Source organism: Amycolatopsis sp. NPDC043885 (assembly GCF_056435685.1).
Map to the genome: position 1 here is coordinate 14,850 of NZ_JBWKEA010000005.1, position 14,046 is coordinate 28,895.

Consider the following 14,046-nt stretch of genomic DNA (forward strand, 5'->3'; position numbering starts at 1 on the left):
AGTGCAGCTTGGCACTCGGATACGTCTCCCCGCTACGGCCGTTCGAGGAGGCCATTCTTGCGCGCGTGCGCCACGGCTTCGAGTTTCGAATGGGTCCCGGTCTTCACCAGAATCCGCTGCACGTGATTCCGCACGGTATTCCGCGCCAGCCGCAGCTCTTCGGCGATCCGGTCGGTTCCCGCTCCTTCGGCGATCAGCCCGAGCACCTGTCGTTCCCTCAGGGTGAGTACCGGCCCGAGCCTGCCAGGGCTGCCCGCCCCCAGCATGGCCAGCGCGCCGCCGAGCAGCTCGGGGTCGATGACCACGTCGCCCGCCGCGATGGTCCGGATCGCCGTGACCAGTTCGTCGAGGAGACCGGATTTCAGCAGCAGCCCGGCCCCGCCGACCTCCAGGATCCTGGCGACGATGGCGCTGTTCGCGTCACCGGTGAGCACCAGCACCCTGCTCGACGGCGAGATCGCGCGGAACCCGGCGATCGCCTCGATCCCGTCGCCGTCCGGCAGCCGCCGATCGAGCAGCACGATGTCGGGCAGGTGCTCTTCCGCCGCGATCATCCCGTGCGCCAAGGACTCCACCGACGCCACCAGGTCGATCTCCGGGAATTCCCCGAAGGCCGCGCCCAGCGCTTCGGCCACCATCTTGTGGTCCTCGACGAGCAGCACCCGGATCGGGGCCGCCTCCGGGGGCGCGGGCTGCGGGGAGGTCGGGTTCGGCATGCACCTTCTCCGTCGATCGTGGTCTCGCCCTGACCATTGTCCGGCAGATTCCCGGAAATCAATCCCGCCCACGGCCGCATTCACCCTGGTGCGAATTCGCGTGCCCGAAGACGGACCACACCCGAAACCGGATCGCACGGTGTCTTCCGGCTTCAAGCACGCGAGATCCGGCTGGACACACGAGTCTTCCGCCCAGGCACACGTGTGGTCCGGCTGGAGACCGGCGCATCTTCCCACTGCCTCCGGTCCCGCCGTCGTTTCGAGGCCAACCCGTGACCCGTTGTACCCGTCCGGCGACCGCAGTGAGGTCTTTGTGCCCTCGATGGCACAACCTTCGGCGCTGACCGGAACGGCCCTCGGTGGCTCATCGTCGTACGCGTCGACTGCCGGACCGAGAGCACGGGAAGGGTGACCGGGACGTGACCACGAGGATCTGCGAGACCCGCCGCCATCCCGGCACGCACGCGGTCGCCCGCCGGGCGCGGGTCACGGCCGGCGGGCGGCTGCCGAGGGTCGTGGCCGAACCCGAAACGCACGCTTCGCTGCTCGACGACGTACTCACCGCCATCCGGCATCTCGACGGCGCGGCCCTGGCCACGCGGTCGCGGCGCCGTCTCCCGGGGTGGACCCCGCGGGACCGGCGCGTCCAGCGGCTGCGCGGCTGGCTCAGCGGCGCACCCGGCTGACCGGGCAGGCGCCCGTCACACCGGGCGCCACCGGCCGATGTCGGACTCCATCGGCACGATCCGGCTCAGCGACGAGCGGATCCTCAGTTCCATAGCCCTGTCCCGGCCCTGGGTCCCACGAGGCGCGTACGGATAGAAAGTGCCGCGCTCCCGGCGATAGACCATGGTCAGCTTGGGATGGCGCATGTCCCGCAGCTCGGCGAAGTCGACCGTCGTGTGCAGCAGCCAGGGCGCGAACCCGGCCTGAGCCAACCGCTCGTTGACGTCGGCGAGGTCGTCGAGCAACCAGCCCAGGTCGCCGTTCTCCCGCCAGCAGCGCACGATCGTCCGCCCGAGCGCGTCGTGATTGTCCACGTTACGACGGACGGAGTCCCCGGCGAGCCCGGCGACGATCTCCGCCTCCGTCCCCTGGCCCGGACGGCCCTCCGCGACGAAGCAAACCGTCCCTGATCCGGTGGACGCCAGCCCGTACCCGGACCGCAGTGTCAATGCCGCGGACCTGAACTCCAGCAACGGAAGCAGGCTCGGCCACACCGACCGGCTCCTCCCGCGCAGACCTCCCAGCGACGCCATGACCTCACCGCACCCCTCTGGTGCGTGAAGCCTTTCCGATGACGACCTCGCGCCCTAGGGCCGCACGGTCGCGCGTTGTCCGGGACAAGTCCCCGGTTCCGGTGACCAACGGCCCTACCAGCCCACGCTTGCCGTTTCCCGGCAGCCGTCACCGGCCTCGCGACCGGAGTTCACGGGCGTCCAGTGTGCCTTCGACGACGCCGCGCGCGACTTCCGACAGCTTCCTGTTCGTACCGCGGGCGAGGGAACGCAAGCGCTTGAAGGCGGTGCCGACATCGACACCGGCGCGTTCGGCGAGCATGCCTTTCGCCTGTTCGATGACGACCCGGCTTTCGAGCGCGGTCTGCAACTGCTCCGAAAGCGTCCGGTAGTGGCGCAATTCCCGCTGGCGCAAGAGGCACAACGTCGCGACGTCGGCGAGCGCCCGGCCAAGACGGCGGTCTTCGGCACTCAGGACCGCGGTTTCGGCACTGAGGAAGGCGATCGCGCCGACGGTTTCGTCCGCCGTCCGCAACGGCAGCGCGGAAACCGCGGCATAACCCTTCCCCGCCATTCTGGCGGCGTAACCCGGCCAGCGCGAAGCCTCCGCGGAAAGGTCGCGGACGGCGATGTCGTTCCCGGTTTCGAACGACTCTCGCGCGGGCCCTTCCGCCACCGCCGAGGGATGGCGTTCGAGTTCGAGACCCGGCAGGAAGACCTCGGTGGAATCGATCGGCAGCAGTCGCGTGCATTCGCTGGACAAGGTGTCCACCACCCGGTCCGGCCCGAGGTCTTCCGTGACACTCGCGGTCAAACTCGCGAAGGCGGCACAGACCGCGGGCTCCCGGTCCGTTCGCCAGCTGTTCACCCGAGCGATTCTGGCCTTCACCGCGATCACCGGCAACGCCCAGATGGAGGATCCTGTTCCGACGGCGTCACACACGGCGACGACCGTTGATCTCGGCTGGATAACGACGGGCGGGGTTCTCAGTACCGCCGCAGGGAAAACGGCGGCTTTGTATTCGCCCTCAACGCCTCTTCGTCCAAAGTGGACTCCCCGATGCCCGCCTTGCCGAGCTTTTCCGCGACGAGCGCGCCGGGCTCTTCGAGCGCGTCGGCCCTGCCGCTCAGGAACGCCCACTCGTGCTCGTCCGAACCGTAGTAGAGAACGGTACCGAAAGACTCGCTGAACCGGCGCCACGACGTGCTCAACGTCTGGTTGCGCCACAACGTCGGGCAACCCGCCTGACACCCGACCACTCCGCCGTCGGTGAGCAACGCCGTGCACCGGGCGAGGAAGTCGGCACCGTACAACCGGTTGTGCTGCGCCTCCGGATCGTCGTTCTCGTCCGGCAGGTCGATCACGACCACGTCGTAGGAATCCCCGCGCTCGCGCGCGTCGGCGAGGAACTCCCAGCCGTCGCGGTAGTGGATCCGGATCTTCCCCTCCCCGCGCTCGGCACGGGCCAGATCGTCGAGCGTGTAGCCGTAGGGAAGATGCTCGGCGCAGGCCCGCACCGCTTCGGCGTCGATGTCGACGTGATCGACCACCTCTGCGCCCGCGGCGACCGCGAGTTCGGAGGCGACCCCTTCGCTGGACCCGATGATCAGTACCCGCTCGACGCGTTCTGCGAGCAGCAGCGAGGGGATCATCAGCGCCTCGTGGTATACGAGCTGACTCAGTTCGGTGCTCTGCCTTTCGTCGTCGCAGAACAACGAGATCCCTTGCGCGGTGCGTCCGATGAGGACGTTCTGGAACGCGGTGCGGCCCTCGAACAGGACCTCCTCGACGTCCCAGTTCCGGGTGAGCCCCGCGCCCATCGGCTCGACGATCACTCGCTGCGCCATCAGTTCTCTCCTCGTTCCACGGTGGACATCCGGACGGTACCGGCGCCCAGCATCTTCGCCAGCAGTGTGACCGCGCGTTCCGGATCCGCCCGGTCCCCGCAGGTGAACACGTCCACGAACACCGAGCCGATCTCCGGATAGGTGTGCACCGACGCGTGCGATTCCGCCAGCAGCGCGAGCACGGTGACCCCTTGCGGGGCGAAGGAATGCGACACGACTTCGCAGACCGTCGCGCCCGCCTCGGTCACCGCTTCGGCGAGCGTCTTCTTGAGGAGCACGGCATCGTCGAGCAACGACGGCTCGATCCCCTCGAACTCCGCGAGTACGTGGCGGCCGGCGAACCGGCCGACGAGTGGTACTTCACCCGGCATCGGCGAACCTCCCCACACAATAGGTACGCAACGGCTCGATTCCGTTGAACGCGACGGACGAATAGCTGGCGGTGTACGCCCCGGTGCCCGGGATGTCCAGCCGGTCGCCGGCCTTCAACGACATCGGCAGGGCGCATGGCGTCCGCTGGTAGAGCACGTCGTCACCATCGCAGGTCGGCCCGGCGAGGACCACCGGTCCTTGCGGTCCCTTGACGCCGACGGCCTCCAGCCGATACGCGACGGCTTCGTTCTCGCACTCCGCCATTCCGTTGTACCTGCCGACGTCGAGGTAGACCCAGCGGCGTTCGTCGGCGGCGGCGCGAGTCGTCACCAGGACGACCTCGGTCCTGATGAGCCCGGCGTCGCCGACGATCACGCGACCGGGTTCCAGCAGCAACTCCGGCTCCGGCAGATGCTCCCGGCGTGCGGCGTGGATCACCGCGGCGTAGTCCGTCAGCGACGGCACGGGTTCCCGATGCTCGGTGGCGAACCCGCCGCCGATGTTGAGCCGCTCCAGTACGACGCCCGCGTCGGCGGCGACCTTGGCCGCGGTCGCGATCCCGATCTCCCAGGCGGCCGGATCCGGCTGCTGCGAGCCGACGTGGAACGCGATCCCCGGCCGCAGTCCGGCTTCCGCGGCCTGGCGGAGCAAGACCGCGGCCACCGCGGGCTCGCACCCGAACTTGTGGCCGAACGGCGTGACCGAGTCCGGGCCGCCGGTCAGGAGGCGGACCGAGACCAGCGAACCGGGCGCGTGCTCGGCAAGGTTCGCCAGATCACCGGCGGAATCCGTGGTGAGTTCACGGACCCCGCGCTCGTGAGCGAAGGCGATGTCCGCCGGTTTCTTGATCGTGTTGCCGTAGGCCAGGTCCGCCGCCCGCGCGCCCCGGGACAGGCACAGCTCGATCTCCGCCGTGCCCGCCACGTCGAAGCCCGCGCCGGTCGACGCCACGGCGTCGAGTACCTCGGGAGCCGGATTCGCCTTGACCGCGTAGCGGATCAGCGCGTCCGGGAAAGCCGCCGAGACCGCGGCCGCACGCTCCGCGACCAGGTCGGTGTCGACGACCAGGCACGGTGTCGGCGGCTCGCGGTCAGCCAGGAAGGCGCGGATCCGGTTCAGGCTTGCGGTCACACGCCCAGGGTGTCAAAGCCCGATCATCGGCTCCGAACCCGGGTCACGCCCGGACGTCACCCGAAGACTGCTCCGGCAGCTCCACGCCGTGCTCGGCGGCCAGTCGCTCCAGGTTGGCCAGATCGGCGCCGACGGCCGAGGCCCTGTCCTCGTCCGAGGCCTGCTTGGCGATCTGGACGTCTTCCCTCGCCTGCCGTACCCGGTCCCGCAGATTCACCGCGAACTCGCTCATCGTGCACCCCCGATCTCCCGCATCTTGTCTGCTTTCACCCTAGGACCCTCCGAATCGGTCACCCACGTGATCTGCGTCATCACGGGTTCGTTCGTGTCGGAGTGGAGCAGTATGACGGCAGGCCCCGGGTTTCGCAGATCAGCGGAGCCCGGCTTTTTCAACGGGTTCCGGCGCGGCCGCCCGTCGGCCGATCACCGCGAGCGGGACGAGAGCGCACAGTCCGCCCGCGACGGCGACCAGAACGTATCCGCCCAGGCCGAACAGCTGCCCGGCGAGCAGGCTCGCCGCGGCCGAGGTCCCCCAGACGAAGGCGTCGACGGTGCCTTGCGCCCTCGTCCGCTGAGCGGGCGGGAGATCGCGGCTGAGCATGCTGCTGCCGCCGACGAACACCAGGTTCCAGCCGTAGCCCAGCAGGAACATCGCGACCGGGATTCCCACGTGATGCGAATCCGGGGCGCCGATCGCGGTGACCGCCGCGACGGTGAGCGTGCCGATCCCGCCGAAGATCGCCGCGCGGCCGCCCCAGCGGTCGGTGATCCAGCCGGACAGCGGTGCCAGCGCGAACATCCCGACCAGATGGGCGCTCAGCACCCAGCCGACGACGTCCAGTCCCTGACCGTGCTGGTGCAATTGGACCGGCGTCATCGTCATCACCGCCACCATGGCCAGTTGCGCGCCGACCATCGCCACGAGCGGCCCGAGGATCACCGGGTTCCGCACGGACATCCGCTCCCTCCTCGGCACCCCCTCCGCCGGGGCGGCGAGGCCACGCGGCAGGGTGGCGACGGCGACCACGGCGATGGCCACGACGATCGCCCCTGCCGCGATCGGGCCGGACAGGGCGGGCAGGTCGGCGGCTTCCGCCCTCGCCGCGGCCGGTGCGATCAGTGCGGGCCCGGCTACCGCGCCGACCGTGCCCGCCCAGACCATTGTGGACAGTGCGAACCCCTTGCGGTGCTCGGGCGACAGGTCGGCGGCCGTGTACCGGGACAGCTGCGCGCCGCTGTTGCCGAAGCCGATCAAGGGCATCCCCGCCACCAGCGCGAGCACGGATCCGCCGAGCACACCGGCGAACGAGATCAGCGCGCCCGCCACCGCGGCGCCGTACATCAGCACCAGGACGAGCCTCCTGCCGTAGCGGGCGGCCAGTGCCCCCGACCACAGCGAACCCGCCGCGGAACCGAGTACCAGCACGGCGTTCGGCAGTCCGCTCCACGCTGCGCCGGCGTGCTCGACCACGATCAGCGCCGCCGTGGTGGACAGGCCGACGACCGCGGTACTGAGACAGGCGACGCCCATGAAGAGCGCGAACATCGGTTTCATGATTCAAACCTAGGGATTCCGGGCGCTCCGGCGAATAGGCTGACGAAGGCCTCGCGGGGGTGCGAGGCGCATCATGGAAGGAATCCGGGCGCGATGACCTTACGATCGGAAAGGGCGCTGGACGACCTCGACTGGCGGCTCCTCGAAACGCTCCAGAGCGACGGGCGGCTCTCGTTCAAGGAACTCGGCCGCCGCGTGAACCTCTCCGCCCCGGCCGTCGCCGAACGGGTCCGGCGGCTGGAGGAGGCGGGCGTCATCACCGGGTACCGCGCCCAGGTCGACGCCCGCCGCGCCGGGTACGGCCTCCAGGCGTTCGTCGAGATGCGCTGCTCGCTCGGCAGCTGCCTCCTGCGCACCAGCAAGTCCGAGGACTACCCCGAGGTGGTCGAGCTGCATCGGCTCAGCGGCGACCGCTGCACCATGCTGAAGGTGCGGGTCGTTTCGCTCGAACACCTCGAAGGCCTCTTCGAACGGCTGGGCGAACACGGCGAGATCCGGTCGTCGGTGGTGCTGTCGACCCAGTACGAGGGCAGGCCGGTCGGCCCGCCGGTCGAGGACTACCTGAAGGCGACGAAGAGCGAGGGCTGGAGCGTCTGAATACTGACGCCCATGGCACTTCTGTTCGTGGACGGCTGGTTCGGCCCCGAGCCCGGGGACTGGCAGTCGGTCTGGTGTGACCGTTATCCGGGGTCGAGGCGGTTCGAGCAGGACGACTGGCACTCGCCGGTTCGCGAGGCCTGGGTCGCCAGGCTCGACGAGGCGCTCGCGGAAACGACCACCCCGCCGGTGCTGGTGGCGCACAGCCTCGGCTGCCTGACCGTGCTGCACTGGCTCGCCGCAGGGGGTGACCGCCCTGTGCGCGGCGCCCTGTTCGTCACCCCTCCCGACGTCGAGGAGAACCCCGAGCCCGCGCTGGCCGGGTTCGGCCCGATCCCCCGCCTGCGGCTCCCGTTCCCGGCCGTCGTCGCCGCGAGCGCGAACGACCGCTGGATGACCCCGGCCCGCGCGCGGTCCTTCGCCGGAAGCTGGGGTGCCGAGTTCGCCGACATCGGCCTCGTCGGGCACCTCACCGGAGCGCACGGGCCGTGGCCCGAGGGAGAGAAGCTCCTCGCGGCCCTGCTTCGGGAAGACGGATCAGGAATCGAGAAGCACAATGCGCCCGAACTCACCTAGCGTGATCATCGTCGAGGACGAACAGCTCGAAGCTGGTTAGATCGAGCCCGGTGAGGCTGACGGAACGTACACGCGGCCCACATGAGGATGGAGAGAAGATGCGCAAGACCACCAGGCCGCAGCCGCCCGAGCAACATCCCGCCGACAGCCACGACCTGATCCGCGTGCTGGGCGCGAGTGAGAACAACCTCAAGAACGTCGCCGTCGAGCTGCCGAAGCGACGGCTGACGGTGTTCACCGGGGTTTCCGGTTCGGGCAAGAGCTCCCTGGTCTTCGACACGATCGCGGCCGAGTCGCAGCGGCTGATCAACGAGACGTACAGCACCTTCGTGCAGGGCTTCATGCCGACGCTGGCCCGGCCCGAGGTCGACGTGCTCGACGGCCTGACCACCGCGATCATCGTCGACCAGCAGCGGATGGGCTCCGACCCGCGCTCCACGGTCGGCACCGCCACCGACGCCCACGCCATGCTGCGCATCCTCTTCAGCCGGCTCGGAAAACCGCATATCGGCTCGCCGCAGGCGTTCTCCTTCAACGTCGCGTCGATCTCCGGCGCGGGCGCGGTGACCGTCGAGAAGGGCGGGCGGACCACGAAGGAACGCCGCGAGTTCAGCATCACCGGCGGCATGTGCGCCCGCTGCGAAGGCCGGGGGCAGGTCAACGACATCGACCTCACCGCGCTGTACGACGACACGAAGTCCCTCAACGAGGGCGCGCTGACGATCCCCGGCTTCTCCATGGACGGCTGGTACGGCCGCATCCTGCGCGGCTGCGGTTTCTTCGACCCCGACAAGCCGATCAAGAAGTACACCAAGCGGCAGATGAACGACCTGCTCTACAAGGAGCCGGTCAAGCTCAAGATCGAGGGCATCAACCTGACCTACTCGGGACTGATTCCCACGATCCAGAAGTCGTTCCTGTCCAAGGACCGCGAGGCGATGCAGCCGCATATCCGCGCGTTCGTCGACCGGGCGGTCACCTTCGCCACCTGCCCCGAATGCGACGGAAGCAGGCTCAGCGAGCTCGCGCGATCGTCGAAGATCAAGCGGATCAACATCGCCGACGCCTGCGAGATGCAGATCAGCGACCTCGCCGACTGGGTCCGCGGGCTCAAGGAGCCGTCGGTGGCGCCGCTGCTGGAGAAGCTCCAGCACACCCTCGACTCCTTCGTCGACATCGGCCTCGGCTACCTCTCCCTCGACCGGCCGTCCGGCACGCTTTCGGGTGGCGAGGCGCAGCGCACGAAGATGATCCGGCACCTCGGCTCCTCGCTCACCGACGTCACCTACGTCTTCGACGAGCCCACCATCGGTCTGCACCCGCACGACATCCAGCGGATGAACAACCTGCTCCAGCAGTTGCGAGACAAGGGCAACACGGTGCTGGTCGTCGAGCACAAGCCGGAGACCATCGCCATCGCCGACCACGTCGTCGACCTCGGGCCCGGCGCGGGTACCGCGGGCGGGACGATCTGCTTCGAGGGCACCGTCGAAGGCCTGCGCGCCAGCGACACCATCACCGGCAGGCACCTCGACGACCGGGCGTCGCTCAAGGACAGCGTCCGCAAGCCGACCGGCAAACTGGAGATCCGCGGCGCGGACCGCCACAACCTCCGGAACGTGGACGTCGACGTCCCGCTCGGTGTCCTCTGCGTGGTCACCGGTGTCGCGGGTTCCGGCAAGAGTTCGCTGATCCACGGCTCCATCCCCGCCGCCGAGGGCGTGGTCTCGGTCGACCAGACCCCCATCCGCGGCTCGCGGCGGAGCAATCCGGCCACCTACACCGGCCTGCTCGAACCGATCCGCAAGGCCTTCGCCAAGGCCAACGGGGTGAAGCCGGCGCTGTTCAGCGCCAACTCCGAAGGTGCCTGCCCGAACTGCAACGGCGCGGGCGTCATCTACACCGACCTCGGCATCATGGCGGGCACCGCGACGACCTGCGAGGAATGCGACGGCAAGCGGTTCCAGGCGTCGGTGCTGGAGTACACCTTCGGCGGCAAGAACATCAGCGAAGCGCTCGAAATGCCGGTCTCCGAGGCCGTGAAGTTCTTCGGTGAGGGCGACGGGCGCATCCCGGCCGCGCACGCGATCCTCAGCAGGCTCGACGACGTCGGGCTCGGCTACCTCAGCCTCGGCCAGCCGCTCACCACGCTTTCCGGCGGTGAACGGCAGCGGCTGAAGCTCGCGACGCACATGGGTGACAAGGGTGGCGTCTACGTCCTCGACGAGCCGACCACCGGTCTGCACCTCGCCGACGTCGAGAACCTGCTCGGCCTGCTGGACCGGCTCGTCGACGCGGGCAAGTCCGTGATCGTGATCGAGCACCACCAGGCGGTCATGGCGCACGCCGACTGGATCATCGACCTCGGCCCGGGCGCCGGCCACGACGGCGGCAGGATCGTCTTCGAGGGCACGCCGTCCGACCTCGTCGCGAGTGCTTCGACGCTCACCGGCGAACACCTGGCGGCCTACGTCGGCAAGTGACCCTCTGCCCCTCTCGCATTTAGTCCTCTAAATGCGAGAGGGGGTCACTCGCCGTCGGCGTCGAGGCCTTCGCGGTCCGCCCACTCGAGCAGGGTGTCGAGCGAGTACGCCGTGTCGTCGATGCCCGCGTGCAGGTCGCCGAGTTCGGCGAAGCGCGCGGGCACGGTGGCGATGGTGAACTCGCGCGGTTCGACGTCGTCGATCTCGTCCCACCGGATCGGGGTCGAGACGACGGCTTCGGGCACGCCACGAACCGAATACGCGCTCGCGATGGTGTGGTCGCGCGCGTTCTGGTTGTAGTCCACGAACAGCTTCGACGGGTCGCGGTCCTTGCGCCACCAGGTGGTGGTGACCTCGTCGGGCATCCGCCGCTCGACCTCGTGCGCGAACGCGAGCGCCGCCCGGCGGACCTCCTGGAAACCCCAGCGTGGTTCGATCCGGACGTAGACGTGCAGGCCGTGCCCGCCGGAGGTCTTCGGCCAGCCGGTGATCCCGAGCTCGTCCAGGATCTCCCGGACCGTGTGGGCGACCTTCCGCACGGTAGAGAACGGGCAGCCGGGCATCGGGTCGAGGTCGATCCGCCATTCGTCGGGTCGTTCGGTGTCGGCGCGGCGGGAGTTCCACGGGTGGAACTCGACGGTCGACATCTGCACCGCCCAGATCACGTCCGCGGGATGGGTGACGCACAGTTCGTAGGCGTGCCTGCCGGAGGGGAAGTCGACGCGGACGGTCTGCAACCAGTCGGGAGCACCGTTCGGCACCCGCTTCTGATGGACCTTCTCCCCCGAAACGCCGGACGGGAACCGATGCAGCATGCACGGCCGTTCCCGCAGTGCCCGCACGATCCCGTCGCCGACGGCGAGGTAGTACCGGACGAGGTCGAGCTTGGTCTCGCCGCGTGCCGGGAAGTAGACACGATCCGGATTCGAGACACGCACCGTCCGGTCGCCGACCTCGATCTCCACCGCCGAGCTTTTCGCCATACAGGGAAACTAACCCGAAAGCCGCCTATCCGCGCTCTGCCAGGATGAACGACATGGCACCACGGACACGCGCGGAGGCACTGCCACCGGCCCTGGCGCGATCTCCTGGCATGTGCCGAACAAGGGCGCGCTGCTCGACGCCGCGACCACGTCCGTCATCGCTGATGCGCCGGCCGTCGAAGCAACGGGCTCACCCCTGCGCGAGATCCGCGCCCTCGCGCTCGGCCTGTTCGACGCGGTCGACCGGCACCCCTGGCTTTCCCCGCTACTCTCCCGTAGCCCTCGGGGCTCCGTGACGCCGCGGATCTTCGAAAGCATCGGACAGCGGGTCGGCGCGCTCGGCGTCCCCGAAAACACCTGGTTCACGGCGACCTCGGCGCTGGTGCACTACATCTTCGGCGCCGCGGGCCAGCACGCCGCGAACGCCCGGGTGCTCGGGCCCGGGGTGGACCGTACCGAATTCCTCCACGCCGCGGCGGACGCGTGGGAAGACCTCGATCCGGGCGAATTCCCCTTCCTCCGGACAGTCGCCGCCGAGGCCCGCGATCACGACGACCGGATGCAGTTCCTCACCGGGCTCGATCTGATCCTCGCCGGGATAGCCGGCGCCGGTGGATCGCGGCGACCATGACCGCGAACACCGCTCCGAGAAAGGTCACGTCCACCGCGGGGACCCAGCGCACCTCGCCGCCTTTGAGCACGTAGGCCCCGACGGGTCGCGCGGCGAGGATGAAACCGCCGCCCTCGCCTTCCTTGTCTTGTTCGGCTCCGTGCCCACCGCCTCCGCCGCCGATCACGCTCGCGGCCGGGATGACCACGACGCCGTCCTTCTCGACGGGCTCGCCGTAGACACGCCGGACGGTGAGGTTGTCGCGCATGACGCCGACGACCTTTTCGAGTCCCATCGAGGTCAGCCTTCCTGTGGCAGCGCCGACATCACTTCGGACACCGGGCGCAGATGCTCCTCCAGCAGCCGCGACGCCTCTTTGACGTCATGGGCGTTCAGGGCGGCGACCAGGGCCCGGTGCTCCTCGTTGATCACCGTCAGCCGTTCCGGGCGTGCCTCCAGCGCGCGAACCGTGACCCGCTGCTGCCGTGAACGGAGCGTGTCGTACAGCTCGGTCAGGACGGTGTTGCCCGCGGCGTTCACGATGGCGCGGTGGAACCGGCGGTCGAAACCCGAAACGGCGAACCAGTCACGTTCGGCGCCGGAGCTCGCCATCGCTTCGATGAGTTCCGGCAGTTCGGCGGGGGCCCCCGCCGAGTTCGCGCAGAGCGCCGCGATGGCGTGCCCTTCGATCAGCCGCCTGCTCTGGTAGACCTCTTCCAGTTCCCTGGCGGTGACCGTGCGCACCTGGGCGCCCTTGCGGGGCAGGAGGCTGATGAACCGCTCGGCGGCCAGGCGGTGGAACGCCTCGCGCACCGGGGTCCTGGAGACGCCGACGACGCCGGAAACCCACATTTCGTCGAGGAAGCGGCCGCCCTCCAGCTCGCCCGAGATGATTCCGTCGCGCAGCCACGTGTAGACCCGCTCGCGCGCCGGGCCGCCCCCTTCGGCGGTCACAGTCATCTCGTTCCCCCTCTATTCCCTTACTTTCCGCGACAGAGCCTACACCTGGACCACTCAAGTATCCATCATGTATACAAGAGTTCCACTGATTGGAAGGGGTCCCATGGTGCACGTCGCGGTGGCGCAGTTCGCGCCCGGCAACGACAAACAGGCCAACCTCGCCCGAGTCGCCTCCCTCGTCGGCGAAGCGGCCGACCGCGGTGCGCGGGTGGTCGCGCTGCCCGAGTACTCGCTGTTCACCGTACCGACGATGAGCCGGGAATTCGTGACCTCGGCCGAAGAACTCGACGGGCCCTTCGTCACCGAGCTGCGCGGCCTCGCGAAGGACCGGCAAATCACCGTCGTCGCGGGCATCAACGAAGCACTCCCCGGCGGCGAGCGGATCTCGAACACGCTGGTGGCGGCCGGCCCCGACGGCGCGATCGTCGCGCTCTACCGCAAGCTGCACCTGTACGACGCCTTCGGTTTCCGCGAATCGGAACTGGTCCGGCCCGGCGACATCGAGGCCCCGGAGACGTTCGAGGTCGACGGCATCACCTTCGGTCTTCAGACCTGCTATGACCTGAGGTTCCCGGAGGTCACCCGCCGCCTGGTCGACGCGGGCGCGGACGCGGTGCTGCTGCCCGCGGAGTGGATGCCCGGTCCGCTCAAGGAGGACCACTGGACCACCCTGGTCCGGGCCAGGGCGATCGAGAACACGATCTACCTCGTCGCGGCGGGGCAGGCCGCGCCCGCGGGTTCGGGACACAGCATGATCGTCGACCCGATGGGCGTCGTCGTCGCCTCGCTCGGCGAGCGCACGGGGACCGCGAGCGGCGAGGTCTCCGCCGAGCGGATCTCCGAGGTACGTGCCAAGAACCCGGCGCTGGAACTGCGCCGGTTCGCCGTCACCCCGAAGTCCTGAGTATCTTCTGACCCGGAGGTCCGTTCGTGAAGACACGCCCTCGGGCGTGGTGACGCGGCTTCCGTTCGCCTGG

The 14,046-nt window shown here is 69.1% G+C and carries 17 protein-coding genes; 6 read left to right on the top strand and 11 right to left on the bottom strand.

The window, feature by feature from the left end; all coding sequences use genetic code 11:
- Window positions 1–32 precede the first annotated feature (32 nt).
- Window positions 33–716 (bottom strand): response regulator, encoded by a 684-nt coding sequence (locus AC069I_RS17465; RefSeq protein WP_478265844.1) that lies wholly within the window; start codon window positions 714–716, stop codon window positions 33–35.
- Between the two features lie 419 nt (window positions 717–1,135).
- Here AC069I_RS17465 and AC069I_RS17470 point away from each other — a divergent pair, with 419 nt between their 5' ends.
- The gene (locus AC069I_RS17470; RefSeq protein ID WP_478226028.1) at window positions 1,136–1,402 is read left to right on the top strand and encodes a hypothetical protein; all 267 of its coding nucleotides are present in this window, start codon (window positions 1,136–1,138) and stop codon (window positions 1,400–1,402) included.
- Between the two features lie 15 nt (window positions 1,403–1,417).
- Here the strand turns inward: AC069I_RS17470 and pspAB are convergent, their stop codons facing one another.
- The 7 genes from pspAB to AC069I_RS17505 all read right to left on the bottom strand — a co-directional run bounded on the left by pspAB (window position 1,418) and on the right by AC069I_RS17505 (window position 6,860).
- Window positions 1,418–1,975, bottom strand: a complete 558-nt coding sequence (gene pspAB / locus AC069I_RS17475; protein WP_478265845.1) for a PspA-associated protein PspAB — start codon at window positions 1,973–1,975, stop codon at window positions 1,418–1,420.
- Between the two features lie 148 nt (window positions 1,976–2,123).
- The gene (locus AC069I_RS17480; protein WP_478226026.1) at window positions 2,124–2,822 is read right to left on the bottom strand and encodes a GAF and ANTAR domain-containing protein; all 699 of its coding nucleotides are present in this window, start codon (window positions 2,820–2,822) and stop codon (window positions 2,124–2,126) included.
- A gap of 119 nt (window positions 2,823–2,941) precedes the next feature.
- Window positions 2,942–3,802 carry a spermidine synthase gene (locus tag AC069I_RS17485; RefSeq protein ID WP_478226025.1) on the bottom strand — a complete coding sequence of 287 codons (861 nt, stop codon included), beginning with the start codon at window positions 3,800–3,802 and terminating at the stop codon, window positions 2,942–2,944.
- Window positions 3,802–4,173, bottom strand: a complete 372-nt coding sequence (speD, locus tag AC069I_RS17490) for an adenosylmethionine decarboxylase (RefSeq protein ID WP_340681572.1) — start codon at window positions 4,171–4,173, stop codon at window positions 3,802–3,804. The genes AC069I_RS17485 and speD overlap by 1 nt, the downstream gene beginning before the upstream one ends.
- On the bottom strand, window positions 4,163–5,305 hold the full coding sequence (locus tag AC069I_RS17495; RefSeq protein ID WP_478265846.1) for a type III PLP-dependent enzyme: 1,143 nt from the start codon (window positions 5,303–5,305) through the stop codon (window positions 4,163–4,165). Before AC069I_RS17495 ends, speD begins: the two co-directional genes overlap by 11 nt.
- Before the next feature lie 43 nt (window positions 5,306–5,348).
- Entirely contained in the window at window positions 5,349–5,537 is a 189-nt protein-coding gene (locus AC069I_RS17500) for a hypothetical protein (protein ID WP_125683248.1), read from the bottom strand.
- Window positions 5,538–5,675: 138 nt separating this feature from the next.
- A complete protein-coding gene (locus AC069I_RS17505; protein WP_478226023.1) occupies window positions 5,676–6,860 on the bottom strand; it encodes an MFS transporter in 1,185 nt (394 codons plus the stop codon).
- Between the two features lie 93 nt (window positions 6,861–6,953).
- Here AC069I_RS17505 and AC069I_RS17510 point away from each other — a divergent pair, with 93 nt between their 5' ends.
- The 3 genes from AC069I_RS17510 (at window position 6,954) to AC069I_RS17520 (ending at window position 10,516) form a co-directional block, all read left to right on the top strand.
- The gene (locus AC069I_RS17510; RefSeq protein WP_478226022.1) at window positions 6,954–7,457 is read left to right on the top strand and encodes an Lrp/AsnC family transcriptional regulator; all 504 of its coding nucleotides are present in this window, start codon (window positions 6,954–6,956) and stop codon (window positions 7,455–7,457) included.
- Between the two features lie 12 nt (window positions 7,458–7,469).
- Window positions 7,470–8,033: an RBBP9/YdeN family alpha/beta hydrolase gene (locus tag AC069I_RS17515; protein WP_478226020.1), complete on the top strand. Its 564-nt coding sequence runs from the start codon at window positions 7,470–7,472 to the stop codon at window positions 8,031–8,033.
- 98 nt (window positions 8,034–8,131) lie between these two features.
- Entirely contained in the window at window positions 8,132–10,516 is a 2,385-nt protein-coding gene (locus AC069I_RS17520; RefSeq protein WP_478265847.1) for an ATP-binding cassette domain-containing protein, read from the top strand.
- A 44-nt stretch (window positions 10,517–10,560) separates the two neighbouring features.
- Here AC069I_RS17520 and ligD read toward each other — a convergent pair whose 3' ends face one another.
- Window positions 10,561–11,499, bottom strand: coding sequence for a non-homologous end-joining DNA ligase (gene ligD / locus AC069I_RS17525; protein WP_478226018.1), 939 nt, complete (start codon window positions 11,497–11,499; stop codon window positions 10,561–10,563).
- A 112-nt stretch (window positions 11,500–11,611) separates the two neighbouring features.
- On the opposite strand from ligD, the gene AC069I_RS17530 reads away from it, so the two are divergent.
- Window positions 11,612–12,130, top strand: coding sequence for a TetR/AcrR family transcriptional regulator C-terminal domain-containing protein (locus AC069I_RS17530; RefSeq protein ID WP_478265848.1), 519 nt, complete (start codon window positions 11,612–11,614; stop codon window positions 12,128–12,130).
- Here the strand turns inward: AC069I_RS17530 and AC069I_RS17535 are convergent.
- Both AC069I_RS17535 and AC069I_RS17540 read right to left on the bottom strand, forming a co-directional pair.
- Window positions 12,069–12,404, bottom strand: coding sequence for a sporulation protein (locus tag AC069I_RS17535; protein ID WP_478233436.1), 336 nt, complete (start codon window positions 12,402–12,404; stop codon window positions 12,069–12,071). The genes AC069I_RS17530 and AC069I_RS17535 overlap by 62 nt on opposite strands.
- A 5-nt stretch (window positions 12,405–12,409) precedes the next feature.
- Window positions 12,410–13,069, bottom strand: coding sequence for a GntR family transcriptional regulator (locus AC069I_RS17540; RefSeq protein WP_478226015.1), 660 nt, complete (start codon window positions 13,067–13,069; stop codon window positions 12,410–12,412).
- A gap of 103 nt (window positions 13,070–13,172) precedes the next feature.
- On the opposite strand from AC069I_RS17540, the gene AC069I_RS17545 reads away from it, so the two are divergent.
- Window positions 13,173–13,973 (top strand): carbon-nitrogen hydrolase family protein, encoded by an 801-nt coding sequence (locus AC069I_RS17545; protein ID WP_478233435.1) that lies wholly within the window; start codon window positions 13,173–13,175, stop codon window positions 13,971–13,973.
- Window positions 13,974–14,046 lie beyond the last annotated feature (73 nt).

Coding starts and splice junctions, on each gene's coding strand:
- AC069I_RS17465 (WP_478265844.1), bottom strand. CDS start 716: ATGCCGAACCCGACCTCCCCGCAGCCCGCGCCCCCGGAGGCGGCCCCG.
- pspAB (WP_478265845.1), bottom strand. CDS start 1,975: ATGGCGTCGCTGGGAGGTCTGCGCGGGAGGAGCCGGTCGGTGTGGCCG.
- AC069I_RS17485 (WP_478226025.1), bottom strand. CDS start 3,802: ATGGCGCAGCGAGTGATCGTCGAGCCGATGGGCGCGGGGCTCACCCGG.
- speD (WP_340681572.1), bottom strand. CDS start 4,173: ATGCCGGGTGAAGTACCACTCGTCGGCCGGTTCGCCGGCCGCCACGTA.
- AC069I_RS17500 (WP_125683248.1), bottom strand. CDS start 5,537: ATGAGCGAGTTCGCGGTGAATCTGCGGGACCGGGTACGGCAGGCGAGG.
- AC069I_RS17505 (WP_478226023.1), bottom strand. CDS start 6,860: ATGAAACCGATGTTCGCGCTCTTCATGGGCGTCGCCTGTCTCAGTACC.
- AC069I_RS17510 (WP_478226022.1), top strand. CDS start 6,954: ATGACCTTACGATCGGAAAGGGCGCTGGACGACCTCGACTGGCGGCTC.
- AC069I_RS17515 (WP_478226020.1), top strand. CDS start 7,470: ATGGCACTTCTGTTCGTGGACGGCTGGTTCGGCCCCGAGCCCGGGGAC.
- AC069I_RS17520 (WP_478265847.1), top strand. CDS start 8,132: ATGCGCAAGACCACCAGGCCGCAGCCGCCCGAGCAACATCCCGCCGAC.
- ligD (WP_478226018.1), bottom strand. CDS start 11,499: ATGGCGAAAAGCTCGGCGGTGGAGATCGAGGTCGGCGACCGGACGGTG.
- AC069I_RS17535 (WP_478233436.1), bottom strand. CDS start 12,404: ATGGGACTCGAAAAGGTCGTCGGCGTCATGCGCGACAACCTCACCGTC.
- AC069I_RS17540 (WP_478226015.1), bottom strand. CDS start 13,069: ATGACTGTGACCGCCGAAGGGGGCGGCCCGGCGCGCGAGCGGGTCTAC.
- AC069I_RS17545 (WP_478233435.1), top strand. CDS start 13,173: ATGGTGCACGTCGCGGTGGCGCAGTTCGCGCCCGGCAACGACAAACAG.